The following is a 25,329-nucleotide window of genomic DNA, read 5'->3' as shown; positions in this document are numbered from 1 at the left end:
CTCGGGGAAATGGTGACATCGGACCGTCTCGGATGCAGCCACCTCCCCGAACCGGTGTCGATCACGAGCGGGCGGTGAGCCGGTCACGTCAGGGGGCGGCGGGTCACTGCGGAGCGAGGTCGAGCAGGAAGGTCGGGTAGTCCGGCTGCGGGCACGGGTCGCCCCGATGGCCGAGCCGCTCGTAGAACGGCGCCGCCCGCTCGTGGTGGGCCTGCCACTCCAGGTGCCGGGCCCGCCCGCCGGCCCAGCGGTGGACCGCGGTGAACAACGAACGGCCCACCCCGTCCCGGCGGCGGTCCGCCCGGACGTACAGGTCGTGCAGGCGTACGGTGCGGTGCGCGTCGCCGGAACGCAGGTGCGGCCCGTGGTCCTGGGCGGCGGCGTACCCGATCAACCCGCCCCCGTCGGTGGCGCCGAGCAGCGCCCAGCGGGGATCGGCCAGCAGCGCGGCGAACCGGAGCCGGTGGGCCTCCGGCGGGTCGTCGCCGACGCCCATGTCCCGCAACATCGGCCACAGGTGCGGCCAGTCCGGTACGCGCAGGTCCCGCACGGTGATCGGCATCGGTTCAGGATGCGGGCGGGACAGCGGGGCGGCGACCGGGTTTCGCGCCATCTGCGGCTGCCCTGACGATCGGGGCCGAACCGGAGCAAGCTGGTAAAAGCGCAGGTCAGAGCCATTCTGGCCACCCGAAGACGTGCGGCCGGAGCGGCAGCCGAGCACGTCGAAGGAGAGCCTCATGGCCGCACCCGTCGTCCGTTCCGTCACCGCCGACCAGACCGTCCTGCTGCCCGGGCAGTCGACCACCGTACGGGTCGACGCCTTCCACCCCGACTCGCGGCTGCTGACGCTCGCCGGCCGGGTCAGCGACCCCACCGGCGTCACCTGGGACAGCCCCATCCGGGTGGATCTGAGCGTCCCGCTGACCGTCCAGCTCGCCAGCGCCTCGCCGGGGGTGACCATCACACCCAGCGGCGCCGATCCGGGCCGCTTCACAGTCACCGTGCTGGCCGGCCGGGGCACGGTGACGCTGACCGCGACGGCGCGTGACGGCGCCGGCCGCACCGGCACGGGCACCACCACGCTGACCGTGCCGCTGCTGGTCGGGATGAGCGCCGAGAAGGGCGCCCGGACGCAACGGGCGGTGGCCGACTACCCGGGGATCCGCTACATGCGCGACTTCGGCACGGACGGCCCGGACGCGGACACGCTGCCGGAGCTGCCCGCGCTCAACGCCGGCAAGTTCGCCGACGCGCCCTCGGCCGTCATGCACGTCAGCTGGAAGGACGACGTCGAGCAGCTCGCCGGATGGCTCGACGGCGTGAACCGCCCGATCTACCTGACCTGGTACCACGAGCCGATGGGGGACGTGGTCCCGGCCACGTACCGGGCGACGGCGAGCCGGGTGACGCAGATCGTGGCGGCGCACCGCAACCGGCGGTGGGTGCTCGGGCACGGGCCGATCGTGACCCGCTACTGGCTCGACGAGGGGCGCGGCAACCCGGCCGACTGGGGCTACCCGGGCATGACCCACTACGGCGTGGACTGCTACTCCCGGGACACCGCCGCGTACTGGCCGGCCTCCCGGATGTTCGGCGTGGCCTTCGGCAAGGTGCGCGCCGCGTACCCGGGCATCCGGCTGCTGGTGCCCGAGTACGGGCTGAGCCGCACCGCCGCCGACACCACCGGCGCGGGCCGGGCGCGGACGATCCGCGAGCACGTCACCTGGCTGCGCCAGCAGAACGACGTGGACGCGATCGCGTACTGGAACAACTGGGCCGAGTTCGAGTTGGGCGACCCGCCGCCCGAGGCCACGGCCTGGCGCGATCTCCAGGTGGGCCCGGCATAGACTGGTCCCATGAGGCGGAGCCGGTGACCAGCGGGAGCGTGACGCACCCCGGCTACACCCATGGCTGCCTCGCCTACGACGACCCGGCCACGCTGCGCGCGCTGGCGGTCGCGCAGGTAACCGCCGGTCTGGCCGCCGGTGAGCAGGTCTGGGTGGTCTGTCCGGAGGATCGCGCCACGGTCACCGGCTGGCTGGCCTCGGTCCCCGGGGTCGACGCCGCGCGCCGGCGGGACGCGCTCCGGCTGGTTCCCGTCGGCGAGGCGTACCGGCACGACGAGGTGGTCGACCCGGAGCGACAGGTCCGGGCGTACGTGCGGGCCACCACCGAGGCGCTGACCGCCGGGCACACCGGCCTGCGGGTGCTGGCCGAGGCGACCAGCCTGGTCCGCACGACCGCCCAGCGGGACGCCTTCGCCCGCTACGAGCACCGCATCGACCACTGGATGCGACACCGGCCGATGTCGGCGATCTGCGCCTACGACCGCCGGCAACTGGACGACGCGGCGATCGCCGAGCTGGCCTGCCTGCACCCGGAGACCAACGCCGACGTGCTGTTCCGGCTGCACGCCGGCGGCGGCGACTCGGTGGTGGCGCTGGCCGGCGAGCTGGACCCGTCCAACCACCGGGACTTCGCCGCCGCGCTGGAGCGGGCCGACCCGCGGCCGGTGGCGGGACGGCTGGTGTTCGACGCCGCCGAGCTGCGGTTCGTCGACCACCGCAGCCTGCTGCACCTGCGGGACCATGCCCGCCGGCACGACGCCGTCGCGGTGCTGCGCACGCCGAGCCGCGCCCCGGCCCGGCTGGTCGACCTGCTCGGTCTGTCCGAGGTACGGGTGGAGGTCGTCCGATGAGGAGCGGCGCGGCCTCCGGCCACGTGGGCTACTTCCACGAGGCGTTCGTCTACGACTCCGACGAGGAGTTGCTGGCGGTGGCGCTGCCGTTCCTGCTGGACGGGGTCGCGGCCGGCGAGCCGACGGCGGTGAACCTGGACGAGCGCAACGCCGAGCTGGTGCGCCGGGCGCTGCCGCCGGGCGCCGAGGTCACGTTCCTGCCGGTCGGCGACGTCTACGCCCGGCCCAGCGTCGCGCTGCGCTCCTACCGGGAGCTGCTGGCCTCGTACGTGGCGGCGGGGGCGGCGCAGATTCGCATGGTCGGCGAGCTGCCTCCGGTGCTGCTCGGCGCGACCTGGGACTGGTGGGCGCGCTACGAGTCGGCGATCAACCACGCCTACGACGACTTCCCGCTCTGGGGCATCTGCGCCTACGACCGGCGGGGCACGCCCGCGCACGTGCTCGCCGACGTGGCGCGTACCCATCCGCGGGTGGCGCGGCCGGACGGCGGGCACGAGGCGGCGGGTCTCTACACCGAGCCGACGAGCTACCTGACCGAGTTCCGTCCGGCGCCCGCTGATCCGGTGCAGCGGACCGTGCCGCTGGTCGAGCTGATCGATCCGACGCCGGCCCGCGCCCGCGCCGAGGTGCGCGCCGCCGACCGTGGCCTGCTCACGCCGGACGGCCTCGACGGCCTGGTCATCGCCGTCAGCGAGGTGGTGAGCAACGCGCTGCGCCACGGTGAGCCGCCGGTGTGCCTGCGGTTGTGGCGCGCGCCGGACCGGATGGTGGTGACCGTCCACGATCGGGGCAGCGGCCCCAAGGATCCGTACGCCGGGCTGCTGCCGGCGGGCGACGGTTCCGACGGCGGGCTGGGCCTGTGGATCAGTCACCAGAGTTGCGACCACGTGACGTACCACCGGGACGCGGGCGGCTTCACCATCCGCCTGACGGCGGGGAACCCGCACTTCCCGGTCTGACCGCGCCGCCGGTCGGCGGGCAGGGGGCGGGGCGGGGCGAGCCCCGCGCGCGGACGCGGTACCGTAGCGCCTCATCGTGCCCTGCGGGGCGGTCATCCGCCGGCCTGGCGCTGGCGAACCGACGGAGGATGGCGCATGTCCAACGGTGCCGAGCCGTTCGCATCCCACGACGACCTGTCCGCGCGTCCGCGGTTCGATCCCGCGCTGCGCGGCTACGACAAACGTCAGGTGGACCGGTACGTCGAGCAGGTCGACGCCGAGGTGAGCGCGCTGACCGCCGCGCGGGACCGGGCGTACGCGCAGGTGCGCGACCTGACCGCGCAGGTGCAGCGGGCGCAGGCCGAGACGGTGGAGCTGCGCGACCGTCCGACTGCTGTGGACCGGGCGTCCTTCCGCGACCTCGGCCCGATGGTCGACCAGATCCTGGACCTGGCCGAGAAGCAGGCCGGCCAGATCACCGACTTGGCCACCCGGCGCGCGGAGGACGTCCAGGGGCAGGCGGAGAAGCTGCTCGCGGCGGCGCAGGAGCAGGCCGCGCGGGAGCGGCGTGAGCTGGACGAGGAGCTGTCCGCCCGCCGGGCCGAGCAGGAGCGGGTGGACGAGGAGCGGCGGGCCGCCGCGCAGGCGGAGCTGACCGCCGTGCGGGAGCTGGCGGAGAAGCTTCGCGTCGAGGGCCAGGCCGTGCACGACCGGGCCCAGCAGGAGGCGAAGCGGATCACCGAGCAGAGCGCGCAGCAGGTCGAGCAGGCGCGCTCGGCGTCCGAGGCGCTGGTGAAGGCCGCGCGGACGCAGATCCAGCAGGAGGTCCAGGCCAACCGCAGCAAGGCCCAGCAGGAACTGGCCCAGTGGCAGGCCACGATGGCCAAGGAACTGGACGAGCGGCGGGCCGCCGCCGAGCAGGAGCTGGCCGACCGGGCCGCCGCCGCCGAGAAGGACATCGCCGCGCTGGTCGCCGAGGCGCAGCAGTACGCCAACGAGGTCCGGGAGCGGGCCGACGAGGAGACGGCGGCGCACCAGGAGCAGCTCGCCGGCGTGCAGCGGGAGATCCAGCAGCGGCAGGAGACGCTGACCGGGCTCAAGGCGGAGCTGGAGACGGCCGGCCGGCAGCTGGAGGACACCCGCCGGGAGATCGCCACCATCGAGCGGACCGGCGCGGAGCTGGAGGAGCGGCTGGTCGGCGTACGCCGGGACCTGGCCTCGGAGAGCAGGCGGCTCGACGAGGCGCGGCGCGCGGCGGACCTGGCCGAGCAGCACGCCAAGGAGACCCGGGCCCGGGTGCAGCGGGAGGCCAAGCGGGTCGCCGACCTGGCCGCGGCGGCGGTCATGGCGGCCGCTGCGGGCGGCGGGGAGACCGCCGAGTACCCGCAGGTGGCGACGCGTCCGGCGATCACCGTCCCGGCCGAGGTGGCGCCGCGGGCGGTGGATGGGCGGATCGAGCCGGACGCGATCGAGCCGGACCGGTCGGAGCCGCCTGCGGTGGAGCCGATCGTGGAGCGGCTGGACGGGCCGAGCTTCGACGCGTTCGCGGTCCGCACGCCGGCCCCGCGCGGGGTGCCCGAGGTGGAGAGCACGGGTACTGACAACGGCGTACCGGCTACCGCCTGAGCAACCGTCGCCGCCGGTCCGGGCCGGGCCGGCGGCGGCACCGCATCTTGCCCATCGACCTTGCTATATGCAAATATTTGGATCGATCTGCTGATGCGTCTCGATCTTCATTCGGGGGTTGACGGGTATGCGGAAGATTTCCTCGATCGGTGCCGCCGTCGTCCTGACCGTCGCCTCGGCGGGCGCCGTGGTGGCCGGTACGGCCGGACCGGCGAGCGCCGGGTGCAGCCACTCGCACTCCAACGTGGACAGCAAGTTCGGCCAGCTGTTCAACGCCACGAACGTCAACATCCGCACCGGACCGCACACCACCTGCGCCTCGCTGGGCTACGGGCAGCTCAGTCACACGGTCGACTTCCACTGCTTCGCCAGCGGCGACCGGGTCAGCGCGAACGGCCACACCACCTACACGTGGACGTACCTGCGGGACGTCACCACCGGTGTCTCCGGCTGGGTCGCCGACGCCCTGCTGGACAACCTCGGCGGCAACGTCGCCTGCTGACCGGGACCACCGGGAGGCCCTTCGGCGGGCAGAATGACCGGGCATGACCGGCCTGCACCCGCCCGTCGAGCCGTACGCCACCCACCGCGTCCCGGTCGGTGACGGCCACGTCCTGTACGTCGAGGAGGTCGGCCGGCCGGACGGCGTACCCGTGGTGTTCCTGCACGGCGGGCCCGGCGGCGGCCTGGTGCCGGTGGCCCGCCGGTTCTTCGACCCCGCCCGCCACCGGGCCGTGCTGTTCGACCAGCGCGGCGCCGGGCGCAGCACCCCGCACGGCGAGGTGCGCGCCAACACCACCTGGCACCTGGTGGCCGACCTGGAGACGATCCGGCAGCGGCTGGGCATCGGCTCCTGGCTGGTGTTCGGCGGCTCGTGGGGCACCACGCTCGGCCTGGCGTACGCCCAGACGCACCCGGAGCGGGTGACCGGCCTGGTCCTGCGCGGCGTGCTGCTGCTGCGGCGCAGCGAGCGGGACTGGTTCTACCAGGGCGGGCTGCGCCACCTCCAGCCCGAGGAGTGGGAGCGGTTCGTCGCGCCGGTCCCGCCGGACGAGCGCGACGACGTGCTGGCCGCGTACCACAGGCGGTTGCACGGCCCGGACGAGGCGCGGGCCCGGGAGTACGCGCGGGCCTGGGGGCGGTGGGAGGCGGTCAACTCGTCGCTGCGGCCCGACCCGGAGCTGCTCGCCCACTTCACCGCCGACGACCAGGCGCTGCCGGTGGCCCGGATCCTGTCGCACTACGCGGTGCACGGCGGCTTCCTCGCCGAGGGCCAGTTGCTCGACGGCGTGGACCGCATCCGGCACCTGCCCGCCGTGATCGTCAACGGCCGCTACGACCTGTGCTGCCCGCCGGTGTCCGCGTACGACCTGGCCCGCCGGTGGCCGGAGGCGACGCTGCGGATCGTGCCGGACGCCGGGCACTCCGCGGCCGAGCCGGGCGTGACCCGGGAGGTGCTGCGCGCCCTGGACGAGGTGACCGCGAGGGTCGGCTGACCGGCGCCGGACCCCCACCGGTCCGCGCCTGGTCATCCGGGAGCGCCGCTGGCAGGATCGGCCGGGTGACGGGTGCGCTGTACGCGGTCAGTGACCTCCACGTGTCGTACGCGGAGAACCGCGCGGTGGTGGACGGCCTGCGGCCGGAGACGGCGGACGACTGGCTGATCGTGGCCGGCGACGTCGGCGAGGTCTTCGCCGACGTGGAACGGACGCTGCGGCTGCTGCGCGACCGGTTCGCGACTGTGGTGTGGGCGCCGGGCAACCACGAGCTGTGGACCCACCCCAACGACCCGGTGACGTTGCGCGGGGTGGCGCGTTACGACGCGCTGGTGGCGATGTGCCGTGAGCTGGGCGTGCTGACCCCGGAGGACGAGTACGCGGTGTGGCGGGGCGCGGGCGGGCCGGTCACCGTCGCGCCGCTGTTCCTGCTCTACGACTACTCGTTCCGCGCCCCCGGCACCACGACCAAGGAGGAGTCGCTGCGCGCGGCGTACGACGCCGGCGTGGTGTGCACCGACGAGATGCTGCTGCACCCCGACCCGTACCCGGACCGGGAGTCCTGGTGCGCGGCCCGGCTGGAGCAGACGCGGCGGCGCCTGGAGGCCACCGACCCGGCGCTGCCCACGGTGCTGGTCACCCACTGGCCGCTGGTGCGTCAGCCGACCGAGGTGCTCTGGTTCCCGGAGTTCGCGCAGTGGTGCGGCACCGATCAGACCGCCGACTGGCACGTGCGCCACCGCGCCACCGTCGCCGTCTACGGCCACCTGCACATCCCGCGCACCACCCACTACGACGGCGTTCGGTTCGAGGAGGTGTCGCTGGGTTACCCGCGCGAGTGGCGGCGCCGCGGCGGCGAGCCGGCGCCGATGAAGCGGATCCTCGGATGATCGGGGCGCTGCTGCCGGCCGGGGCGCTGGCCGTCGAGGCGTTCGCCGACGTGCCGGACGAGGCGCCGTACCCGGGCGAGGAGGACCTGGTCGCGCGCGCGGTCGCCGCGCGCCGCCAGGAGTTCGTCACGGCCCGCCGCTGCGCGCGGGAGGCGCTGGCCCGGCTCGGGTACGCCCCGGCGCCGATCCGCCCCGGTCCCCGCCGGGAGCCGGTCTGGCCGGCCGGCGTGGTGGGCAGCATCACCCACTGCACCGGCTACCGGGCGGCGGCGGTGGCGCCGGCGGGGGCGCTGGCCGGGCTGGGCATCGACGCGGAGCCGCACGAGCCGCTGCCCGACGGGGTGGCCGGCGTGGTCCTCACCGCGGGCGAGCCGGAACGGCTGGCCGCGCTGCGCGCCGCCGACCCGGCGACGCACTGGGACCGGCTGCTGTTCAGCGCCAAGGAGTCGGTCTACAAGGCGTGGTACCCGCTGACCGGGCGCTGGCTCGGCTTCGAGGAGGCGGAGCTGACCTTCGACCGGTCCGGCGGGTTCACCGCCCGCATCCTGGTCGACGGCACCCGCACCGACGGCGGCCCGCCGCTGGACGTCCTGAACGGCCGCTGGCTGGTCGCCGGCGGGCTGCTGCTCACCGCCGTGGCCGTGCCGCACCGACCCTGACCAGCGATACCGCGATTGTTCCGGTTTGCCCGGCCCGACCTGGGGTACGGCCGAAGGGGCCTGGACATTTCGCTGTAGGAGGACAGGTCCTGATGGAATCCAGCAAGCCCACCCAGATCGTCAAGGGTGTCGTCGAAGCCGCCGTCGAGAAGGTCGGCGACGCGCTGACTCCGGACGTGCCGGGCGCACCCGGCAGCGCGCCACCACCACTGGAGGAGCCGACCACGCCGCACGGGCCGCTGCCGCCCAAGGACGAGCAGGGCGCGCCGGACACCCGGACCCCGACCGGCGCCGAGACCGGCGTGCCGAAGATCGCCAAGGGGCAGCAGGGCGCGTACCTCACCACCGCCAACGGGCACCGGCTGCGCGACACCGACCACTCGCTCAAGGCCGGTCCGCGCGGCCCGGTCCTGCTCCAGGACCACCACCTGCGGGAGAAGATCACCCACTTCGACCACGAGCGGATCCCGGAGCGGGTGGTGCACGCCCGGGGCGCGGGCGCGCACGGCACGTTCGTGGCGTACGGCACCGCGGAGGAGGTGACCCGGGCCGGGTTCCTGAAGAAGGGCCGCGAGACGCCGGTCTTCGTCCGCTTCTCCACCGTGCTGGGCTCGCGCGGCTCGGCGGACACGGTCCGCGACACCCGCGGCTTCGCCACCAAGTTCTACACCGACGAGGGCACGTTCGACCTGGTCGCCAACAACATCCCGGTCTTCTTCATCCAGGACGCGATCAAGTTCCCGGACGTGATCCACGCCGGCAAGCCGCACCCGGACCGGGAGATCCCGCAGGCGCAGAGCGCGCACGACACGTTCTGGGACTTCGTCTCGCTGCACACCGAGGCGCAGCACCACACCATGTGGAACATGTCCGACCGGGGCATCCCGCGGTCCTACCGGACCATGGAGGGCTTCGGCGTGCACACGTTCCGCATGGTCGACGAGGCCGGTGCGACGGTGCTGGTCAAGTTCCACTGGAAGCCGAAGCTGGGCGTGCACTCCCTGACCTGGGAGGAGGCGCAGCTCATCGGCGGCATCGACCCGGACTACCACCGCCGCGACCTGTACGACGCGATCGAGGCCGGCGCGTTCCCGGAGTGGGAGCTGGGCATCCAGGTCTTCCCGGACACGCCGGAGGAGACGTTCGCCGGGATCGACCTGCTCGACCCGACGAAGATCGTGCCGGAGGAGCTGGCGCCGGTGCAGCCGATCGGCAAGCTCACCCTGAACAAGACGCCGCGCAACTTCTTCGCCGAGACCGAGCAGGTGGCGTTCCACGTCGGGCACCTGCCGCCGGGCATCGACGTGACGAACGACCCGCTGTTGCAGGGCCGCCTCTTCTCGTACGTGGACACGCAGCTCACCCGCCTCGGCGGGCCGAACTTCACCCAGATCCCGATCAACCGGCCGCACGCCGACGTCAACGACATGCTGCGCGACGGCTTCCACCAGCACGCGGTGCACGCGGGCGTGGCGCCGTACCGGCCGAACTCGCTCGACGGCGGCAACCCGTTCCCGGCCGGCGACCGGGAGCACGCGTTCGTGGACACGCCGGTGACGGTGGCCGAGGCGCCGAAGGTGCGCGCCTCGCCGGCCTCCTTCGACGACCACTACAGCCAGGTACGCCTGTTCTGGCAGAGCATGTCGCCGGTGGAGAAGGAGCACATCATCCGGGCGTACACGTTCGAGCTGGGCAAGTGCTACCACCAGGCGATCAAGGAGCGGCAGCTCCAGTGCCTGGCCAACGTCGACCCGGTGCTGTGCGAGCAGGTCGCGATCGGCCTGGGCCTGCCCGTGCCGCAGCCCACCGTGCCGCTGGCGGAGGTGCAGCCCAGCCCCGCGCTGTCCCAGGTCGGCCGGGAGTGGCCGGCCGACGGCCGGATGGTCGGCATCGTGGTCGACGCCCAGGGCGACATGGGCGACGTGCACGAGGTACGCCGGGCGGTGTTCGCCGCCGGCATGGTGCCGCTGCTGATCGCCGCGCACGGCGGCACCGTCGACGGGCTGCCGGTGCAGCGCACGTTCGCCACCGGCCGCTCGGTCGAGTTCGACGCGGTGCTGCTGGCCGGCGCGCCGGCCCCGGCGCCGGACGCGCTGCCGGCCCGCGACGCCAAGGCCGGCGCGCCGGGCTCCTCCACCGTCGACCCGCGGGTGCTCCTGCTGGTCGAGGAGGCGTGGCGGCACGCCAAGGTGATCGGCGCCTGGGGCGCGGGCGCCGAGGTGCTGCACCAGGCCGGCGTCACCGGCACGCCCGGTGTGGTCACCGGCGGTTCCGGGGCCGAGGTGCTCACGGAGGTGCAGCGGCTGATGGCGGCGCACCGGGTCTGGGAGAGGTTCCCGGCCTCGGTCGCCTGATCTCGTCCACGTGCGTGGGGCGGTCCCGGATCCGGGACCGCCCCACGTCCACGTTTGCCGCGGTCCCGCCCGGGAACGAGCAGTGGATGAACGGGCCTGTGGCCGACGAACCGGTCGGCGAGCTGGAACTGGTGCACACCTTCACCGGGGCGATGCCGACCGGGGTGAGCGTGTCGCACACCGGCCGGATCTTCGTCAACTTCCCGAAGTGGGGCGACGAGGTGCCGGCCACCGTCGTGGAGCTGCGCGACGGCCGTGAGGTGCCGTTCCCCGACCGGGACTGGAACGATCCGTCCGGCGACGACGACGCGGGCGCGTTCGTCTCGGTGCAGAGCATCGTGGTCGACCCGGCCGACCGTCTCTGGGTGCTCGACACCGGCAGCCCGATGTTCCAGCCGACGAAGCCGGGCGGGCCGAAGCTGGTCCGCGTCGACCTGGACACCGACTCCGTCGGACAGGTGATCACCTTCCCGGCCGACGTGGCGCTGCCCACGACGTACCTCAACGACGTCCGGTTCGACCTGCGCCGCGGCGAGGCGGGCCTGGCCTACATCACCGACTCCTCCGACTCCGGTCCGAACGGTCTCATCGTGGTGGACCTCGCCACCGGGGAGTCCTGGCGCCGGCTGCACGAGCACCCGTCCACCAAGGCCGAACCGCTGTCGGCGTTCCGGCCGGTGGTGGAGGGGCGGCCGTTCCTGCAACGCCCGGCCGACGGGCCGGCGAAGCCGGTGTCGATGGGCGCGGACGGCATCGCGATCTCCGCCGACGGCGCCCGGCTGTACTACTGCCCGCTCGCCTCGCGCCGCTGGTACAGCGTGGCCACCGACGCGCTCGCCGACCGGTCGCTCGGCGACGACCAGGTGGCCGCCACGGTGGTGGACGAGGGCGACAAGGGCACCGGCTCCGACGGTCTGGAGACCGACGACTCCGGAGCGCTCTACCTGACCGCGTACGAGCACGACGCGGTGCTGCGACGCCGCCCGGACGGGGAGTTCGAGACGGTGGTGCACGATCCGCGCCTGCTCTGGCCGGACACCATGTCGGTAGCAGTCGACGGCCACCTCTACGTCACCGCGAACCAGCTGCACCGGCAGGCGACCTACCAGGGCGGACGGGATCTGCGGCGCAAGCCGTACGCGCTGTTCCGGGTGCCGATCGACGCCGGGCCGGTGCTGCTGCGCTGACCGAGGGCGCACGCCGCGTCACGTATCGAAGTGTGTCGTTGACGCCTTAGTTAATACTCTTTAATATTTGGGCCACCTCGAGGAAGACCCCCATCCGCCCCCGTCCCCCGGGAAGGCCCTCGATGCCCAGACCCCACCTCCGGCGGCGCCTCGCCGCCGGTGCGCTCGCGCTGGCCACCACCGCCGCGACGCTCACCCTCGCCCCGACCGCCGCCGAGGCGGTGGTGCTGCCGAACAACTTCAAGAGCGTCGGCTACATGCCGTCCTGGAGCGGCAACGTCAACAGCATCCAGTACGGCAAGCTCACCCACATCAACTACGCCTTCGTGCTCCCCAACGGCGACGGCAGCCTGCGCCCGGTGGAGAACCCGAGCAAGCTCTCCTCGCTCGTGTCGCTCGGCCACGCCAACAACGTCAAGGTCTCCATCGCCGTGGGCGGCTGGAACGACGGCGACGACTCCGCGTTCGAGGCGCTCGCCGCCAACTCCGGCACGCGCACCGCGTTCGTCAACAACCTGATCGCCTTCGTCGACCAGTACAACCTCGACGGCGTCGACATGGACTGGGAGTACCCCGACCCGGGCGCCTCGGCGAACAACTACACGCTGCTCATGCAGCAGCTCGGCAGCGCCCTGCACAGCCGTGGCAAGCTGCTCACCGCCGCCGTGGTCTCCGAGGGCTACTACGTCGACGGCGTGCCCACCGCCGTCTTCGGCTCGGTGGACTGGCTGAACATCATGGCGTACGACGGCGGCAGCCCGCACGCCGGCTACGACTGGTCGATCGCCAGCGTCAACAGGTGGAAGTCGCGCGGCCTGCCCGCCGCCAAGGCGGTGCTCGGCGTGCCCTTCTACAGCCGGCCCGGCTACTACACCTACTCGGCGCTGGTCGGCATGGACCCGGCCAACGCCAACCGGGACTGCACCACAGTCGGCGGCGCGCAGCAGTGCTACAACGGCGTACCGACCGTCAAGCGCAAGACGCAGTGGGCCATGACGAACGCCGGCGGGATGATGAACTGGGAGCTGTCGCAGGACACCACCGGTTCGACGTCGCTGGTCAGCGCGATCTACGACACCGTCACCGGCGGCGGCAACCCGCCGCCGGCCGGGCGTACCGGGCCGATCACCGGCATCGGCGGCGCCTGCGTGGACGTGGCCGCCGCGAGCACCGCCAACGGCACCGCCATCCAGCTGTACGGCTGCAACGGCACCGCCGCGCAGAGCTGGAACGTCGCCGGTGACGGCACGCTGCGGGCGCTGGGCAAGTGCCTGGACGTGACGAGCGCCGGCACCGCGAACGGCACGAAGATCCAGCTGTGGGACTGCAACGGCACCGGCGCTCAGGTCTGGCAGGCGCAGAGCAACGGCACGCTGCGCAACCCCGCGTCGGGCCGGTGCCTGGACGCCACCGGCAACAGCTCCGCCAACGGCACCCGGCTGCAGATCTGGGACTGCTTCGGCGGCGCCAACCAGGTCTGGCGGCTGCCGGCCTGACCCCCAGGGCTCCCCGCCGGGCTGTCCCACCCGGCGGGGACCGGCCTCACCAGCGGTTGCGGGCCTCCTCGGCCCATCCGACCAGGCCGTCCAGATCCACGCGCCCACCGTCGTCGGTCGCCGCCCAGCCGGTGAAGTGCCCGAAGCACTGGTGCGTCTCCCCGGCCAGCACGAGCAGGTTGGTACGCGCCACCCGCTCGTGGAACGGGTGGAACGTCACGTCCACCCGGTCGCCGGTGATCCGCCACGGTCGCAGCCAGTCGGTGCGGTCGTACTCCCAGGTCAGGTCCGCGCCGATCTTGTGCAGCCGCCCGTCGACGAAGACCGCGTTCTCGGTCGAGCCGGTGCCGTCGGTCCACGTGCCGCCGAGCTGGATCGCCCGGCCCGGGCCGCTGCCGGCCGCCCAGTTCCACCGCACCGCGTACCGCCACTTGCCCCGGCCGTGGTCGAGCGCCGCGTACGACCCCTCCCCCACCGGGTACGCCGTGCCGTCCACGGTGAGCGTGCCGTGCACCGGCCGGCCGATGTCCTTGACCGTGTACTGGAACCGGCGGGTGCTCCACGGCACCACCACGCCGAGCGACTCGTGCCCCGGCGGCAGCGGCACGGCCAGGTCCACCTCGACGCCGGGCGCGGAGGCCCGCACCGTGCTGCCGTCCGGGCCCTGGTCCACCGCGACGGTCAGCTTCCCGCCCCGGGCGCGGACCGGACCGGCGCCGCTGACCGGCGGCAGCACGGTGCCCCGGGCGAACGGCACCACCGCCTCCGCCGTGGTCTCCCGGCCGGTGCGCCGGTCGAGCAGGTAGAGGCTCTGCACCCCGGCGTAGTCGAGCGACGAGGCGACCAGGCCGAGGATGTGCGTCGGCGTGACCACGCCCCAGTGCTCCCACCGCTTGGCCCGGCCCCAGCCACGCAGGTTCGCCCGGTGCAGTGGCCGGCGGCTCCAGCCGACCGCGTCCGGGTTCAGCCGCCCGTCCGGCCGGCACAGGTCGACCGGCTCGGTGATCTCCCGCTCATGCGTCATCGCCGCAGGCTACCGAGGGCGGCGCGGGCCCGGCGGGCGGCCTGGACGGCCGTCCCGCCGGGCCGTCGCGTCAGCGTCCCTGCTTGGCGCGGCAGATCTCCACCGGCACCGCCGGGGCGCCGTCGACCGGAGCCGGATCCTCCGGCGTGGGCGCGATGCCGCCGGCGGAGATCCGGTCCAGCGTGGCCAGCCCGGCCGCGTCGACCTGGCCGAACACGGTGTAGTTCGGGCGCAGCGCCGAGTCGGCCTGGACCAGGAAGAACTGGCTGCCGTTGGTGTCCGGGCCGGCGTTGGCCATGGCGAGCGTGCCGCGCGCGTACAGACGGCGTACGCCGGTCGGGTCGGTCGGTGCCGGCGGCAGGTCGGTGGGCAGTTCGTCGCGGTAGCGGTAGCCCGGGCCGCCCTCGCCGGTGCCGGACGGGTCTCCGCACTGGAGGACCGTCAGCGTCGGGTACGCGGTGAGCCGGTGGCAGGGCGTCCGGTCGTAGAAGCGCTTCCGCACCAGGTGCAGGAAGCTCTGCACGGTGCACGGCGCCTGCTCGCGGTCCAGCGTCAGCCCGATCGGTCCCTGGTTGGTGCGCAGCGTGACCCGCACGGTGCCCCGGTCCGGCGTCCGGCGCGGGTCCGGCGGCAGCGGCACCGGACGGGCGGCCGGCTCGTCCGGCGTGGGCGTGTACGCGCACGGTCCCTTGGTCGGCGCGGGATCGGCGGCGGGCGCCGCGGTCGCGGCGACACCTGCGGCGGCGACGATCGTCGCGGCGGCCAGGCTCACCCCGGCGAGGCGGGCCAGCAGGGGTAAGGCGGCGTGCGTTCGGGTCTCGCTCGACACGGTGGTCCTCCCTGGACTCGTGGTACCAGAACGACCGGAGTCTATGGATCGGGTGGGACGATGTCGACGCCGCCCACGCCGCGGGCGAGGCCGTTGCCGACCGCGAGAGCAGGAGGCGGTGACGCGGCTCTCACGCTCAGTGAGAATACCGTCCGAAGTGTCCGTTAGGCCACTTAGGTGACAACCATTCGTGATCGTCATTGACAGCTCCACAATTGCGTCGATAGGTTAATTGCCATCCATCAAGCGCCGGCGCGAAAAGAACGGGGATAATCGCAAGCCGGACGAAGGAATTGGCTTCGGCGGCCACAGCCGTCCGCGCCGTCGCGCGGCATCGTGTCCGTCTCAACCGCGTCACGCCCTACCTCGCCACCCAGAAAGCCCCTGGCAGGGAGGCCGAAAAGGCTGCCTTCGCGCAGCCTGACGCCATCATCTCACCGCATTGCCGAAATGCACGCCGACTCTAGGCGTGCGCAATTTCGGTCGCCCATCGGCGCCGTTTCGCAGTCATGCGCAAACGGCAATTCACCCTGCCCGACAATCGTCGGATCCGTCGAGGAGAGTAGATGCAGAAACGTCGTTCCATAGCGGTGGCGACCGTGCTCGCCACCGTCGCGTCGGCCTGGCTGGCATCGCCCGCCGCCCCCGCCCGGGCCGCCGCGCCGGCCGGCTCCACGAGCCTCACCCCGGTGGTGTCGCCACGCTCCGGCGACACCGTCAAGCTGTTCGACACGCCGCGCCGGGCGAACCGGACGTTCCTCGCCCAGGGAGCGGCACCGACCGTGCCGAAGGGCACGGGGCCGGTCCGCAACGCCACCCAGGTTCCGTTCTCGATCAGCGACCGCCTCCAGGCGAAGGTGAACGTCGGCTCGGGGAACCTGCTCCTCACCAGCAGCGAGCTGACCCTGCCGGGCGTCGCGGGCAACGTGACCATCGGCGCGGCGTTCAACAGCCTCCTGGTCGGCACGGATCTCCCCCAGGGCGCACACGGCCCCGGCTGGCGAACCCGCGCCGGAATGGACGTCCGGCTGGTCAAAGCGGACGACGGCTCGGTCACGTACGCCGCCGCCGACGGCGTGGTCGGCAAGTTCACGGTGCTCGGTTCCGGCTACAAGACGCCGGTGGAGTTCAAGGCGGTCCTGGCCAAGGACGGCACCGGCTGGAAGCTCACCGAGCACGGCGGCAAGCGGCTCTACTTCGACTCGTCCGGCCTGTTGACGAAGGCACTCGATCGCAACGACAACGCCACCACGTACACCTATGCCAGCGGCAAACTGAGCAAGGTCACCTCGGACCGGGGCAACGGCACGGTCCGCTCGGCCGTACCGACCTATACCGGGAACCAGATCACCAAGTACCGGCAGACCGGCGACGACGGCGCATGGCGTGAGGTGTCCTACCAGTACGACTCGGCGAGCCGGCTCACCACCATCCAGTCGGCCACCTGGCGCAAAGTGCTGTTCGACTACAACAGCGCCGGCGACCTGGTGAAGATCACCGCGATGGACAACTCGTTCACCACCTTCACCTACGACGGCCAGCACCGGGTCACCTCGGTCACCCAGGTCACGAACGTCCCGACCATGACCGGATCCACCACCCGGTTCGCGTACCCGACGTCCTCCCAGACGCTCGTCGCGGACGCGCGCCAGGACCTCGGCCAGCCGGTGGCCTCCGTGCCGCACCTCACCTACGACCTGAACAGCGACAAGAAGGTCACGAAGGTCACCGACACCGCGAACAACGAACGGGAGACCTCCTACACCCCCTTCGGGGACGTGGCCGGCACCGTCTCGCCGGAGGGCGGCACCGTCGCGAACACCTACGGCGCCAACAGCGGGGAGTCGCTGACCAAGTCGGCCTCGCCCACCGGGGCGAGCGCGTCCGCCGCGTACGCCGGGGTCGCCTCCTCCACGAACCCCACCGCGAACTTCCAGCCCAGCTCGTCGATCGACACGCAGAACAACGGCTCCACCTACACCTACAACGGCGTCGGGAATCGCACCTCCGCCAAGGACGCGCTGGCGGCCGAGGCGAAGGTGGACTACAACTCGGACGGCACCGTCAAGTCGTCGACCGATCCCGGCAACGGCACCAACGCCACCACCTACAGCTACGACGCCAACAAGCAGGTCACCAAGCTCACCCCGCCCACCGGCAACGGGCTCGTCGCGAAGACGTTCGCCTACGACAACTTCGGCCGGCTGAAGACGGTGAACGACGGGTGCGTCACCACGTACGAGTACAGCCTCGACGACCGCATCAGCAAGGTGTCGCACTCCGGTTGTGGCACCGCCGGCGAGGTCACGTTCGAGCACGGTGGCTCCGGCAACCTGATCAAGCGCACCGACGTCACCGGCGTCACCACCTACCTGTACGACACCCTCAACCGGCTACGGCAGCGGACCACCCCGACCGAGACGTTGTCCTACGTGCCCGACGCCGTCGGCAACCTGGTCAAGCTCACCGACGGCCGGGGCACCACGCAGTACTACTACAACGCCCGCAACCTGCTCGTGCGCACGGACACCGCCGGCGGCACCCGCTACAACTTCCTGTACGACAAGAACGGCAACCGGACCACCACCTACTTCGCCACGGACGAGACGAACAGCACCTGGGCGATGAAGACCACCACCACCTACGACAAGTCGGACCGTCCGCTGCGCGTCACCACAAAGCGCTTCTCCAGCAGTCCGGCAACCGTCTCGGACATCACCTACTGCTACGCCCGGTACGTCTCCGGCCAGGGGTGCTCGACCGACAAGGCCGACGACACCGGCCTGCGCCAATGGCAGAAGGACGAGGCGACCGGCACCGTCAGCCAGTTCAGCTACGACAAGGGCAACCGGCTGACCAAGGCCACGAACATCGGCGGCAAGACCTACGAGTACGCCTACGACACGAACGGCAGCCGTACCACGGTGAAGGTCGACGGCAGCACCACCCAGTCGCTGACCTTCAACTCCGCGAACCAGATCACCTCGGCCAACAACACCTACGACGGCCGGGGCAGCCAAACCAAGAGCAGCGCTCCGGCCGTCACCACGATGGGTTACAACGGCCTGAAGCAGATGACCACCGCCGGAAGCGGCAGCTACGCCTACGCCGGCGCCGACCAGGTCGAGCTGACCACCGGAAACGGCACCACGATGGTGTACGGCCAGGAGGACCAGTACGGCGTGCCCGCGCTCCAGTCCTACCGCAACGGCACGGGAACCGTCTTCGTCGAGCGCGACGGGACCGGCTCGCTGCTCGGGCTGCGGACGAACAACCGCGACTACGCCTACGTCCTCGACGGGCAGGGCTCCCCGATCGCCGTGATCGGATCGGACGGCACCACGGTCGCCACGTACCGGTACGACCCCTACGGCACGATCACCAGCTCGGACGAGTACTACCTCGGGCAGACCAACATCCTGCGCTTCGCCGGTGGCGTCTACGACGCCGGCAGCCGGTACACGAAGTTCGGCCAGCGCTGGTACAACGCCGCCCACGGCCGGTTCACCCAGCAGGACAGCCTCAGCTTCATCGGCAACCCGGCGAACGGCAACCGGTACGCGTACGCCGGCGACAACCCGATCGGCAACATCGACCCGACCGGGCAGGACAGCGAGAGCATCGGCTTCGAGATCTGCTACGTGCTCTGCGCCGGCCTCAGCTACGAGTGGGACGACGAGGGCAACCAGGGCGTCACCGGAACCATCGGCACCGGCGCCGGCGCCTCGGTCGGCTACCAGAAGGGCAGCGGGAACGTGGAGGACGGCGGCGGCGTGTACGGCCAGTGCTCCCTCGGCGGTTTCAGCGCGGGAGCGGAGGTCGACTGGCAGGGCGAGTCGGACTACAACGGCGGCGTCGGCAGCGGCGGAACGGGTTGCTCGACAGGCTTCCAGGGAACCTACGCCTTCTGACCCCACCACGTGAGGACTGACATGGACCTGCTCGCCGCCACGATCGCTGCCCGCTCACCTCTGCCCGCGCCGGTGCTCGCCGGATTCTTCGTCCTGGTGGCGCTGCTGCTCGTTCTCGTCGTCTACCTGAGGAGCCGCCGCCGGTAGGCGTCACGGCCCGGACGGCCGGCCGGTCTTCTCGACCGGCCGGCCGTCCGCGCGTTCCGGCCGGGAAAGTCAGTTGCCGCGCCGGACGGTGTGGGGAAGGGTCATCGGCATGACGTTCTGACGGATCGCACCCCAGCCCGCAGGCCCTCGCCGCCTGCCGTCCGCCGTTCTCCGCGTTCTTCCCCAGAAACGAGCGTCTGTGTCCGCGTACCCCTCCGGGCGGGCCGTCGTGCCCGCCACCGTCTCCGTCTTCTCCTCCCCCGGCAGCTGGATCGAGTCCGCCGCGCTCGACCAGTGCCGGCAGGTCGCCGCCCTGGACGCCATGGCGCACGTCGCCGCCATGCCGGACCTGCACCCCGGCAAGGGCGCGCCGATCGGCGCCGCGATGTCCTCGACGGTGCTCTACCCGTTCCTGGTCGGCTCCGACATCGGGTGCGGCATCGCGGTCTTCCCGATCGCGCTGCGCCGGGTCGTACCCGAACGGCTCGCCGCCCGGTTCCCCGACCTGGACCGGGCGCTCGACCCGGACAGCGACGACCCGGCGTGGTCGGTGCTGGACGGCGAGATCCCGGCCGGTCACCTCGACGGGCTCGGCACGGTCGGGCGCGGCAACCACTTCGTCGAGCTGGCCCGCGTCGGGCCCGTCCTCGCGGCGGAGCACGCCGCGCGGCTCGGGCTGGACGCCGGCGACCTGGTGCTCGTCGTGCACTCCGGCTCGCGCGGGCTCGGCGAACGGATCCTGCGCGAGCACACCGAGACGCACGGCGCCGGCCCCGCACCCGACCCGGACGCATACCTGGCCCGGCACGACGCCGCGGTGCGGTGGGGTTCGCTCAACCGGCGGCTGCTGGCCGCGCGGGTCGCGTACGCGCTCGGCGCCGAACCGACCGAGCCGGTCGTCGACCAGTGCCACAACCTGGTCGAGATCCGCGACGGACGCTACCTGCACCGCAAGGGCGCGGCGCCGGGCGACGGGCGGGACGTGCTGATCGCCGGCACCCGCGGCACGCCCTCCTACCTGGTGGCGGCGCACGCCGGGCCGGAGGCCGGCTACTCGGTGGCGCACGGCGCCGGGCGCAAGATGTCCCGCGCCGACGCGCTGCGCCGGGGCCGGGCCAAGCACACCGTCGAGGAGCTGCGCCGTACGCCGGTCGGCTCGATCGTGGTGTGCGGCGACCGGCAGCTGCTGTTCGAGGAGGCGCCCACCGCGTACAAGCGCATCGAGCAGGTGATCGGCGACCTGGTGGCGCACGACCTCGCCACCCCGGTCACCACGACGATTCCGCTGGTCACCTACAAGACGCCGGACGTGGGTCGTCGCGACGAGCGCCGGAAGGGCCGCCGGTGACCGAGCTGCTGCTGTCCGCCGGGCGCGGACCGGCCGAGTGCGCGTGGGCGCTGGCCCGGCTGCTGTCCCGCCTGGAGGGCGAGGCGACCCGGCGGGGTCTGCGTACCGACCGGGTCGAGACGGTGGCCGGCGACCGGGCCGGCACCTACCGGTCGGTGCTGGTCCGGATCACCGGCGCCGGGGCGGAGGCGTTCGCGGCCGGGTGGACCGGCACGCTCTGCTGGCAGGCGCCCAGCCCGTACCGGACGGGTCACGGACGGAAGAACTGGTACGTCGCCGCGCGGACCTGCCGGACCGACGTGGTGGTCACCCCGTTCGACGAGGCCGACATCGAGTTCGTGCCGTGCCGCACCGGCGGACCGGGCGGCCAGCACCGCAACAAGGCCAGCACCGCCGTCCGCGCCACGCACCGCCCGTCCGGCCGGACCGTGGTGGTCGACACCGAACGGCACCTGCACCTCAACCGCCGTATCGCGGTCGAGCTGCTGCGGCAGCGGATCGCCGCCGACGACGAGGCGGCCCGGCGCGCGGGCGTCGACGCCCGCTGGCGGATCCACGACGACCTCGTGCGCGGCGACCCGGTACGGGTGGAGCGGCCGTAGGGCGGGCCGGGCCGTGACCCGTGCCCGCCGTCGGCGGCCGGCTCCACCGTCGGCGTCCGGCCTCACGCGACGAAGACGCAGAACGGGTGGCCGGCCGGGTCGGCGTACACCCGTAGCGGCTCGTCCGGGTCGTCGGACCGGTCCCGCAGCAGCCGCCCGCCGAGCGCGAGCACCCGCTCGTGCTGCCGGTCCAGCTCGGCCACCGACGGCACGGTCAGGTCGAGGTGCAACTGCTGCGGCACCTCCCCCTCCGGCCAGGTCGCCTCCGGCAGCCGGTCGACCTGCTGGAAGGCCAGTTGGGGCGCGCCCTCCGCGGTCCGCAGCACCAGCCAGTCCCGGCCGCGCTCGTCCGGTTCCCCGGCCGCCGGCGGCTCGTCACCGGGCCGGTAGACCAGGCCCAGCAGCGCGCGGTAGAACTCGGCCAGGGCGCGCGCGTCGGTGCAGTCCAGCACGACCTGGCACAGCCGCAGACCCGGTCCGTCGGTCATCGTCACCACCTCCGGCCTCCTCTTGCCCCGCCGGTCGCGGCGCAATCCGCCGCGGTGACGCCCCGCCGGTCGCGACCCGATCCGACGCGGTGACGCCCGGCGGTCGCGGCCCGATCCGTCGTCGCTGACCGGTCCGGCTACCGTGGGCGCGGCGGACGGGCGGCCCCAGCCCGCCGACGTGGCGCGCGAGGAGGACGGATGCGACGGAGAAGGACCGGTCTGGCGGCGGCGCTGGCGACAGTGGCCCTCTCGCTCGCCTCCTGCGGCGGCGGGGACGCCGGCACCGATCCCGAGACCTACCTCCGCGACGCGATGCGCGAGGCCGTGTCCGTCGAGCAGGAGACCGGGCAGTTCCCCAGGGGCGTGAGCGATCTGTCGATCGGGGACTACGACGGCGTCGGCGTCGTCACGTTCGTCACCGACAACGACGCGTCGGCGCTCTGCGTGCAGCTGTCCGTGCCGGACGCCAAGCGCAGCGTGTACTCCTCCGACCCCGGACAGGTCGCCGACGGCGCCTGCGACATGGACCGCGTCCGGTGAACCCGCTCGTGCAGCGCTTCCGCGCCGTGGTCGCGATGTGGATCTTCGTCGGCTGGGGCGGGTTCCTGCTGGCCGGGTTCCTCGGCCTCGCCCTGCTGACCCAGACGGGTCCGTTCGCGGCCGCGTCGACCTTCTCCGCCGCCGCCGAGTTCGCCCCCGGCGCCGAGATCAAGGTGCGGGACACCGGCGTACGCCCCGGCAACATCCTGATCCTCGCCACCCCCGCCACTGTGGACCCCGCCACCGTCCGGTGCACCGCGAAGAGCCGGGTCTACTCCACCGGCGAGCAGCGGTCCAGGGAGCTGACCGGGGCCCGGCCCGAGGGGACCGCGGCGGTGATGCGCGACCGCGGCGAACCCCGGCAGTTCACTCCGGTGCTGGCCACCGAGGGCACCGGCTGGATGGAGACCGACTTCGTGAGCTGCACCGGCGCCGGTGCGGAGGCGTTCGCGCTGACCACCGCCAAGGGCATCCAGAGCGACCGGTTCCGGCTCGGCGCCGGACTGCTGCTCATGCTGCTCGCCCCGGTGCTCGCCGGCCTCGGCTGCCTCGCGCTGCACTTCACCCGGAAATGGAACCGGGAGGCGGCTCTGCGCGGCGGCTCGACGAGTTGGCCCTACCGGTGACCGGGCTGCGCCTGCACGTGGGCTGTGCCATGTGGACGCACAAGTCCTGGTCCGGCCGCTTCCTGCCGCACCCGCTGCCCGCGCACGAGCGGCTGCGCGCGTACGCCGGGTGGTGCGACGCCGTGGAGGGCAACACCACGTTCTACGCGACCCCGGCCCGGGAGACGGTGGCGTCCTGGGCCGAGCAGACCGACCCGGGCTTCCGTTTCCTGCCGAAGCTGCCGAAGGTGGTCACACACGAGCGCCGGCTCACCGGCGGCGAGGCGGAACTGCGGGCGTTCCTGCACGCGATGGAGCCGCTCGGCCCCCGGGCGGACGCGCTCTGGATCCAGCTGCCCGGCTCGTTCGGCCCCGGTGACGTGCCCGACCTCGACCGGTTCCTGCGCACGCTGCCCGCCGGTCACCGGTACGCCGTCGAGGTCCGCCACCCCGCCTTCTTCACCGAGGCCGGTGCGGTACGCGCGCTGGAGGCGACGCTCGACCGGGCCGGTGCCGAGTGGATCCCGTTCGACACCACAGCGTTCTTCCGGACGCCGCCGACGAGCGACGCGGAGCGGGAGGCGTGGACGCGCAAGCCGCGCCTGCCGCTGCGTACCCGGGCGCTGACCGACCGGCCCGTCGTGCGCTACCTGGGCCGGGACGACCCGGCCCGCACCGTCGAGGGCTGGCAGCCGTGGCTGGACGTGGTCACCGACTGGCTGCGGGAGGGCCGCTCGCCGACCGTGTTCGTGCACACGCCGGACAACGCGGACGCGCCCGAGCTGGCCCGCCGCTTCCACGACCAGGTCCGCGAGCGGGTGCCCGGCCTCGCGCCGTTACCGGAGCCGGAGCCGGTCGGCCCGGCCACGCTGTTCTGAGCGCCGTGCGGGATCGCCGGCCCGGTCATGCTGTTCCGAGCGCCGTGCGGGATCGCCGGCCCGGTCATGCTGTTCCGAGCGCCGGGTGGGATCGCCGGCCCGGCCGGGCGCAGGCGCGCCCGACCGGACGGCCCGCGCAGCCCGGCCGCACAGACCCGGCGCCGGACCGGACCTCAGCCCGGCCGGCCGCCCTCGGGCGGGGGCAGGCGGTCGTCGTACGCGCCGGACCGGCCCGCGTACCGCTCGCCGCGCAGGAACGGCAGCGGGTTCGGTGTGCAGCCGTGCAGGCCGAGTGTCTGCTGCTGCATCACCGGCGCCGGACGCCCCCGCCCCGGGCAGCGCTCGTGCCCGTGCCCCAGGCGGTGACCGACCTCGTGGTTGACCACGTACCGGCGGTACGCGGTGAGGTCGCTCCCGTAGGCGGGCGCGCCGAGCACCCAGCGGGCCACGTTCACCACCACCCGGTCCCCGTTACGGCAGGACGTGTACCGGTCCGGCCCGTCCCCGCACAGGTCGTCGCGCGTACCGGGGGTGGCGAGGTAGACGGTGAGGTCGGCGGGTCCGCCGGCGCCGACGCGGCGCAGGGCGATCCGTCCGTCGGTCGTCCAGCCACCCGGGCCGGCGAGGATGCCGGTGACCTGCGCCCCGAACTCGGCCGGTGGCAGACCCGTGATGTCGCGCTCCACCGCCACCCGGTAGCGCAGCAGCCGGCCCGTACCCCTTGTGGTGGCCGGCTCGGCGGCGGCGTACCGCCATCGGTTGCCGCCCTCGGCGGGATAGCCGATCCGCGCCGGCCGGGACCGGACGGGCGCCGCCGCCGACGCGGCCGGCGCGGCAGCGGACGGCCCGGCCGGCTCGGACAGCGCGACTGCGGGCTGGTCGGCCCCTGCCGGTGTGCAACCGGCCAGCGACACCGCCAGCGCGATCAGCGCCGCGCCGCCGCGCGTCCGGTCCACGGTCCTGGTCATCTCGTCTCCCCTCGGCGCCCGGTCGGGGGCGCGGGGATGAGGACGGGTGACCCGTCGCGAAAGTTGGTCCGGCGGGGACTCAACCTTTTCCGTGTCCCGCACGTCCCTACCGGGGTGAGAGGTGCAGAGGACCGGCATGGCCCGGGGTGACGCGGAGTTCGTCGAGTTCGCGCGGGCGTCCTCCGCGCGGCTGACGCACGCCGCCTTCCTCATGACCGGCAACCACCACCACGCCGAGGACGCCGCCCAGACCGCGCTCGTGCGCACGTACGCGTCCTGGTCCCGGATCCGCAACGGCGACCCGTACGGCTACGCCCGTTCGGTGCTGGTGAACCACCTCGTCGACACCTGGCGGCGGCCGATCCGCGAGTACCCGAGCGACGACCTCCCGGAGCGGCACGGCGGCGACATGGCCGAGGAGGTGGCGACGCGGCGGTGGCTGGTCACCGCGCTCGGCACGCTCACCGCGCGCGAACGCGCCGTCGTCGTCCTGCGCCACTACTTCGACCTGCCGGAGGCCCAGGTGGCCCGCGAACTCGACGTGTCCGTCGGCACCGTCAAGAGCACCTCGTCCCGGGCGCTGGAGAAGCTGCGTACCGCAGGTCTGTCCGCGCCCCGACCGCAGGAGACGTGCCGGTGACCGAG

The 25,329-nt window shown here is 73.1% G+C and carries 24 protein-coding genes; 19 read left to right on the top strand and 5 right to left on the bottom strand.

What is annotated here, in order from left to right; genetic code table 11:
- Window positions 1–103: 103 nt before the first annotated feature.
- Window positions 104–562 carry a GNAT family N-acetyltransferase gene (locus ACN27D_RS25850; protein WP_421500215.1) on the bottom strand — a complete coding sequence of 153 codons (459 nt, stop codon included), beginning with the start codon at window positions 560–562 and terminating at the stop codon, window positions 104–106.
- 175 nt (window positions 563–737) lie between these two features.
- On the opposite strand from ACN27D_RS25850, the gene ACN27D_RS25845 reads away from it, so the two are divergent.
- From ACN27D_RS25845 to ACN27D_RS25795, 11 genes are all read left to right on the top strand, one after another.
- Window positions 738–1,847, top strand: a complete 1,110-nt coding sequence (locus tag ACN27D_RS25845; protein ID WP_357798588.1) for a hypothetical protein — start codon at window positions 738–740, stop codon at window positions 1,845–1,847.
- Between the two features lie 23 nt (window positions 1,848–1,870).
- Window positions 1,871–2,698, top strand: coding sequence for an MEDS domain-containing protein (locus tag ACN27D_RS25840; protein WP_120570749.1), 828 nt, complete (start codon window positions 1,871–1,873; stop codon window positions 2,696–2,698).
- Window positions 2,695–3,657: an anti-sigma factor RsbA family regulatory protein gene (locus ACN27D_RS25835; protein ID WP_120570750.1), complete on the top strand. Its 963-nt coding sequence runs from the start codon at window positions 2,695–2,697 to the stop codon at window positions 3,655–3,657. The genes ACN27D_RS25840 and ACN27D_RS25835 overlap by 4 nt, the downstream gene beginning before the upstream one ends.
- 135 nt (window positions 3,658–3,792) lie before the next feature.
- Window positions 3,793–5,262, top strand: coding sequence for a hypothetical protein (locus tag ACN27D_RS25830; protein WP_120570751.1), 1,470 nt, complete (start codon window positions 3,793–3,795; stop codon window positions 5,260–5,262).
- Between the two features lie 127 nt (window positions 5,263–5,389).
- Window positions 5,390–5,764 (top strand): hypothetical protein, encoded by a 375-nt coding sequence (locus ACN27D_RS25825; protein WP_120570752.1) that lies wholly within the window; start codon window positions 5,390–5,392, stop codon window positions 5,762–5,764.
- A 43-nt stretch (window positions 5,765–5,807) separates the two neighbouring features.
- A complete protein-coding gene (gene pip, locus ACN27D_RS25820; protein WP_252454062.1) occupies window positions 5,808–6,758 on the top strand; it encodes a prolyl aminopeptidase in 951 nt (316 codons plus the stop codon).
- Between the two features lie 65 nt (window positions 6,759–6,823).
- Window positions 6,824–7,648, top strand: a complete 825-nt coding sequence (locus ACN27D_RS25815; protein WP_120570754.1) for a metallophosphoesterase family protein — start codon at window positions 6,824–6,826, stop codon at window positions 7,646–7,648.
- A complete protein-coding gene (locus tag ACN27D_RS25810) occupies window positions 7,645–8,307 on the top strand; it encodes a 4'-phosphopantetheinyl transferase family protein (protein WP_421500214.1) in 663 nt (220 codons plus the stop codon). The genes ACN27D_RS25815 and ACN27D_RS25810 overlap by 4 nt, the downstream gene beginning before the upstream one ends.
- A 92-nt stretch (window positions 8,308–8,399) precedes the next feature.
- Complete coding sequence (locus ACN27D_RS25805) at window positions 8,400–10,661, top strand: catalase (RefSeq protein ID WP_121683294.1); 2,262 nt, start codon at window positions 8,400–8,402, stop codon at window positions 10,659–10,661.
- Between the two features lie 86 nt (window positions 10,662–10,747).
- Window positions 10,748–11,848, top strand: a complete 1,101-nt coding sequence (locus ACN27D_RS25800) for an L-dopachrome tautomerase-related protein (protein WP_120570757.1) — start codon at window positions 10,748–10,750, stop codon at window positions 11,846–11,848.
- 122 nt (window positions 11,849–11,970) lie between these two features.
- A complete protein-coding gene (locus tag ACN27D_RS25795) occupies window positions 11,971–13,344 on the top strand; it encodes a glycosyl hydrolase family 18 protein (protein WP_421500213.1) in 1,374 nt (457 codons plus the stop codon).
- Between the two features lie 46 nt (window positions 13,345–13,390).
- Here ACN27D_RS25795 and ACN27D_RS25790 read toward each other — a convergent pair whose 3' ends face one another.
- Both ACN27D_RS25790 and ACN27D_RS25785 read right to left on the bottom strand, forming a co-directional pair.
- The gene (locus tag ACN27D_RS25790; protein WP_421500212.1) at window positions 13,391–14,368 is read right to left on the bottom strand and encodes a DUF2804 domain-containing protein; all 978 of its coding nucleotides are present in this window, start codon (window positions 14,366–14,368) and stop codon (window positions 13,391–13,393) included.
- Window positions 14,369–14,438: 70 nt separating this feature from the next.
- Complete coding sequence (locus tag ACN27D_RS25785; protein ID WP_252454055.1) at window positions 14,439–15,197, bottom strand: peptidylprolyl isomerase; 759 nt, start codon at window positions 15,195–15,197, stop codon at window positions 14,439–14,441.
- A gap of 566 nt (window positions 15,198–15,763) precedes the next feature.
- Here ACN27D_RS25785 and ACN27D_RS25780 point away from each other — a divergent pair.
- From ACN27D_RS25780 to prfH, 4 genes are all read left to right on the top strand, one after another.
- Window positions 15,764–19,108 (top strand): RHS repeat domain-containing protein, encoded by a 3,345-nt coding sequence (locus tag ACN27D_RS25780; protein WP_421500211.1) that lies wholly within the window; start codon window positions 15,764–15,766, stop codon window positions 19,106–19,108.
- Between the two features lie 21 nt (window positions 19,109–19,129).
- Window positions 19,130–19,255, top strand: a complete 126-nt coding sequence (locus tag ACN27D_RS25775) for a hypothetical protein (RefSeq protein ID WP_255498956.1) — start codon at window positions 19,130–19,132, stop codon at window positions 19,253–19,255.
- A gap of 199 nt (window positions 19,256–19,454) precedes the next feature.
- Window positions 19,455–20,603, top strand: coding sequence for an RNA ligase RtcB family protein (locus ACN27D_RS25770; protein ID WP_358173113.1), 1,149 nt, complete (start codon window positions 19,455–19,457; stop codon window positions 20,601–20,603).
- A complete protein-coding gene (gene prfH / locus ACN27D_RS25765) occupies window positions 20,600–21,205 on the top strand; it encodes a peptide chain release factor H (RefSeq protein WP_121683287.1) in 606 nt (201 codons plus the stop codon). Before ACN27D_RS25770 ends, prfH begins: the two co-directional genes overlap by 4 nt.
- Before the next feature lie 62 nt (window positions 21,206–21,267).
- Here prfH and ACN27D_RS25760 read toward each other — a convergent pair whose 3' ends face one another.
- Window positions 21,268–21,693: a VOC family protein gene (locus ACN27D_RS25760; protein WP_120570764.1), complete on the bottom strand. Its 426-nt coding sequence runs from the start codon at window positions 21,691–21,693 to the stop codon at window positions 21,268–21,270.
- A gap of 198 nt (window positions 21,694–21,891) precedes the next feature.
- Between ACN27D_RS25760 and ACN27D_RS25755 the strand changes: the two genes are divergently transcribed.
- From ACN27D_RS25755 to ACN27D_RS25745, 3 genes are read left to right on the top strand one after another with little or no spacing between them, the layout of a single operon-like run.
- Window positions 21,892–22,233, top strand: a complete 342-nt coding sequence (locus ACN27D_RS25755; RefSeq protein WP_358173115.1) for a hypothetical protein — start codon at window positions 21,892–21,894, stop codon at window positions 22,231–22,233.
- The gene (locus ACN27D_RS25750) at window positions 22,230–22,859 is read left to right on the top strand and encodes a hypothetical protein (RefSeq protein ID WP_358173117.1); all 630 of its coding nucleotides are present in this window, start codon (window positions 22,230–22,232) and stop codon (window positions 22,857–22,859) included. The genes ACN27D_RS25755 and ACN27D_RS25750 overlap by 4 nt, the downstream gene beginning before the upstream one ends.
- Before the next feature lie 29 nt (window positions 22,860–22,888).
- A complete protein-coding gene (locus ACN27D_RS25745; protein ID WP_358173184.1) occupies window positions 22,889–23,716 on the top strand; it encodes a DUF72 domain-containing protein in 828 nt (275 codons plus the stop codon).
- Window positions 23,717–23,889: 173 nt separating this feature from the next.
- On the opposite strand, the gene ACN27D_RS25740 is transcribed toward ACN27D_RS25745, so the two are convergent.
- The gene (locus ACN27D_RS25740) at window positions 23,890–24,684 is read right to left on the bottom strand and encodes a DUF3152 domain-containing protein (protein WP_421500210.1); all 795 of its coding nucleotides are present in this window, start codon (window positions 24,682–24,684) and stop codon (window positions 23,890–23,892) included.
- A gap of 136 nt (window positions 24,685–24,820) precedes the next feature.
- Between ACN27D_RS25740 and ACN27D_RS25735 the strand changes: the two genes are divergently transcribed.
- Window positions 24,821–25,324, top strand: coding sequence for a SigE family RNA polymerase sigma factor (locus ACN27D_RS25735; protein ID WP_358173120.1), 504 nt, complete (start codon window positions 24,821–24,823; stop codon window positions 25,322–25,324).
- The last annotated feature ends 5 nt before the right edge of the window (window positions 25,325–25,329 follow it).

This window comes from Micromonospora sp. WMMD1274, from assembly GCF_049179035.1.
Classification (GTDB): Bacteria; Actinomycetota; Actinomycetes; order Mycobacteriales; family Micromonosporaceae; genus Micromonospora; species Micromonospora tulbaghiae.
The sequence above is the reverse complement of the archived record's forward strand: the minus strand, read 5'-3'. Positions and strand labels throughout refer to the sequence as shown.

Excerpts from the sequence above, each read along its gene's own strand:
- ACN27D_RS25795 (WP_421500213.1), top strand. The coding sequence starts at position 11,971 with ATGCCCAGACCCCACCTCCGGCGGCGCCTCGCCGCCGGTGCGCTCGCG.
- pip (WP_252454062.1), top strand. The coding sequence starts at position 5,808 with ATGACCGGCCTGCACCCGCCCGTCGAGCCGTACGCCACCCACCGCGTC.
- ACN27D_RS25805 (WP_121683294.1), top strand. The coding sequence starts at position 8,400 with ATGGAATCCAGCAAGCCCACCCAGATCGTCAAGGGTGTCGTCGAAGCC.
- ACN27D_RS25775 (WP_255498956.1), top strand. The coding sequence starts at position 19,130 with ATGGACCTGCTCGCCGCCACGATCGCTGCCCGCTCACCTCTGCCCGCG.
- ACN27D_RS25755 (WP_358173115.1), top strand. The coding sequence starts at position 21,892 with ATGCGACGGAGAAGGACCGGTCTGGCGGCGGCGCTGGCGACAGTGGCC.
- ACN27D_RS25810 (WP_421500214.1), top strand. The coding sequence starts at position 7,645 with ATGATCGGGGCGCTGCTGCCGGCCGGGGCGCTGGCCGTCGAGGCGTTC.
- ACN27D_RS25760 (WP_120570764.1), bottom strand. The coding sequence starts at position 21,693 with ATGACCGACGGACCGGGTCTGCGGCTGTGCCAGGTCGTGCTGGACTGC.
- ACN27D_RS25780 (WP_421500211.1), top strand. The coding sequence starts at position 15,764 with ATGCAGAAACGTCGTTCCATAGCGGTGGCGACCGTGCTCGCCACCGTC.
- ACN27D_RS25835 (WP_120570750.1), top strand. The coding sequence starts at position 2,695 with ATGAGGAGCGGCGCGGCCTCCGGCCACGTGGGCTACTTCCACGAGGCG.
- ACN27D_RS25790 (WP_421500212.1), bottom strand. The coding sequence starts at position 14,368 with ATGACGCATGAGCGGGAGATCACCGAGCCGGTCGACCTGTGCCGGCCG.
- ACN27D_RS25825 (WP_120570752.1), top strand. The coding sequence starts at position 5,390 with ATGCGGAAGATTTCCTCGATCGGTGCCGCCGTCGTCCTGACCGTCGCC.
- ACN27D_RS25830 (WP_120570751.1), top strand. The coding sequence starts at position 3,793 with ATGTCCAACGGTGCCGAGCCGTTCGCATCCCACGACGACCTGTCCGCG.
- ACN27D_RS25740 (WP_421500210.1), bottom strand. The coding sequence starts at position 24,684 with ATGACCAGGACCGTGGACCGGACGCGCGGCGGCGCGGCGCTGATCGCG.
- ACN27D_RS25850 (WP_421500215.1), bottom strand. The coding sequence starts at position 562 with ATGCCGATCACCGTGCGGGACCTGCGCGTACCGGACTGGCCGCACCTG.
- ACN27D_RS25745 (WP_358173184.1), top strand. The coding sequence starts at position 22,889 with ATGTGGACGCACAAGTCCTGGTCCGGCCGCTTCCTGCCGCACCCGCTG.
- ACN27D_RS25800 (WP_120570757.1), top strand. The coding sequence starts at position 10,748 with ATGAACGGGCCTGTGGCCGACGAACCGGTCGGCGAGCTGGAACTGGTG.
- ACN27D_RS25845 (WP_357798588.1), top strand. The coding sequence starts at position 738 with ATGGCCGCACCCGTCGTCCGTTCCGTCACCGCCGACCAGACCGTCCTG.
- ACN27D_RS25735 (WP_358173120.1), top strand. The coding sequence starts at position 24,821 with ATGGCCCGGGGTGACGCGGAGTTCGTCGAGTTCGCGCGGGCGTCCTCC.